We start from the raw sequence: 1,991 nt of genomic DNA, 5'->3' as shown, positions 1-1,991 counted from the left end.
ATCTCATTAGAATGACGTACTTCTAAAACCGTCTGTAATATTTACCCCCTATCAGTAATTAAATCTCACAAAATCACTGTCAACTCGGTAATAACGGCACTTTTCAGCTAATTCCTTACGGAAATCAGCTGAAAAATCTAATATCAATACATACAAATCCAATGCTTTAATCATCTGAATCAGATCATTAATCTGACTGGAATTGAGATAATTAAACAATCCATTAAGAATCATTAATTTGTTTGGATAAAATTTATGATACAACTTAATAATTACCTTAATTATATCATACGGATTGTCCATTGAACTAGTTAATATGTTAATTCCGCAGTACTTTGCCATCTTTTTGAGATTCCATTCATCATCGATGGCCAACGGTAATTCTTCCAAATAAGCTGCTCCCAAAAAAATACTTTTCACTTCGCGGTCTAACTGAAATAATCTCTGTCGTTCTGATTCCGTTAGATTTTCAATCACTTCCATTTCTAACTTCGTTTTAAATGCTGTTATTAAATCCACATTATCAATTCCATTCCCTAGATAGGCTAAATGACTACTTAATTCTAGAATTTCGTCGTTTTCACTGATAATAATTTTATCCAAGTTTTTACATCCGAGCACAATCGTACTATAAAATTTAGGATTGTTAGTTTGAAGGAACGTCAGCTTCCCGGAATCAACCGTAAACGGGGCTTGTGGATAAACAGTCAACTTCATATTACCACCGTCCGATCCGATGTGTTCCGAACATCCTGCTTCTTTTCTCCGACCAAAAAGTTCATACTGTTATACTGTTTTTCTGTGACCATCAGCGTTTGAATTAAGCCTCGCGGGGGCAAAAATGTTTTAATTCTATTTTCAGTGAATTGCGCTGACTGCTTGCTAACACAAACACGCGCATAGACCGAGTATTGAATCATTAGAAATCCTTCATTAATTAATTCTTTTCGAAACTTTCGATAGTTTCTCCGATCCTCACTTGTATCAACTGGTAAATCAAACATGACCATTAATCGCATGACTCGATATCTCATCTCCTAATTCCACCTCGATATGTACTTCTTCGCTATCACCATTTAAATATTTTAAACAATTGCCCACATGAGTCTTTACAGCATTTCGCAAAATTGTATTTTTACCATTAAACTTCAACTCCAAATTAAACAATTCAACCAACCCAATTTTTAATTCCGGGTTCATTTCTTTAATTTCCTGTTCACTGACCCACCAATCAATGATAGGGCGAAATGGTTCCATCAAATCGGATCCTAGATTAAACTGATTTTCATCATTATCATGATGGATCCCTAATTGGGTCAAGGAACCCGCCGCTACAATCGTTCGATTAACCAGCGATAATAGCAGCGAATATCCGTAATTCAAGGCTGCATTATACGGATTAAAATCACGGCGCTCAAACCCCGTTTCAAATAACAGCGGGAAGTATTTTCTTGCCACCACCGCTTCTCGGTTGGTAACATCATTAATTTCCAGCTTACCAGCTTCGTACCTTAGCGCTTCCGTCTCAAGTTTTCGTCTTTCCAACACGACGATCTGCATACCAATTTTAGCATTAACTACCCACGTCCACAGCATGGCCTTTCGATTTTCATCCCATTCAAATTGCTTTCGAAGCAAAGCCGCGCTACGATTATTCGGCAGATATGAAACGGTTTCACAAATGGGTTCTCCTGTAGTATCAGAAAAAATTAGTTTAGTTTCTGATTTAGCTAATTCACTAACGGCTCGTGCCGTAATGACTGCCTGAGTAGTACTAATTAATAGTACTTCGATATCATCGAGTGGAATTTCATTTAAACTAGAATTAGTTTGCACAATGATTCTCCTACCAGAATATGATATTTTAGCATGTTGCGTGATAACAACTGTTCTCCATCCCATTATTTTCTCCTTGACTTTTTAAGCAGAAGCCGGTATATTTTAGTTGTTGGTTGGAATGCCAACACTTAATCTCATTAGAATGACGTACT

3 protein-coding genes are annotated in these 1,991 nt (G+C 36.7%); all 3 read right to left on the bottom strand.

The features are described 5' to 3' along the window. Nucleotides 1–51 precede the first annotated feature (51 nt). From csn2 to cas1, 3 genes are read right to left on the bottom strand one after another with little or no spacing between them, the layout of a single operon-like run. A complete protein-coding gene (csn2, locus tag FC87_RS06560) occupies nt 52–717 on the bottom strand; it encodes a type II-A CRISPR-associated protein Csn2 (protein ID WP_054690265.1) in 666 nt (221 codons plus the stop codon). Next, a complete protein-coding gene (gene cas2 / locus FC87_RS06555) occupies nt 714–1,019 on the bottom strand; it encodes a CRISPR-associated endonuclease Cas2 (protein WP_035421987.1) in 306 nt (101 codons plus the stop codon). The genes csn2 and cas2 overlap by 4 nt, the downstream gene beginning before the upstream one ends. After that, entirely contained in the window at nt 997–1,902 is a 906-nt protein-coding gene (gene cas1, locus FC87_RS06550) for a type II CRISPR-associated endonuclease Cas1 (protein WP_009166807.1), read from the bottom strand. The genes cas2 and cas1 overlap by 23 nt, the downstream gene beginning before the upstream one ends. Nucleotides 1,903–1,991: the final 89 nt, after the last annotated feature.

The sequence above is a fragment of the Fructilactobacillus florum DSM 22689 = JCM 16035 genome (assembly GCF_001436645.1).
GTDB lineage: Bacteria > Bacillota > Bacilli > Lactobacillales > Lactobacillaceae > Fructilactobacillus > Fructilactobacillus florum.
This window is presented reverse-complemented; position numbering and strand designations above follow the sequence as displayed.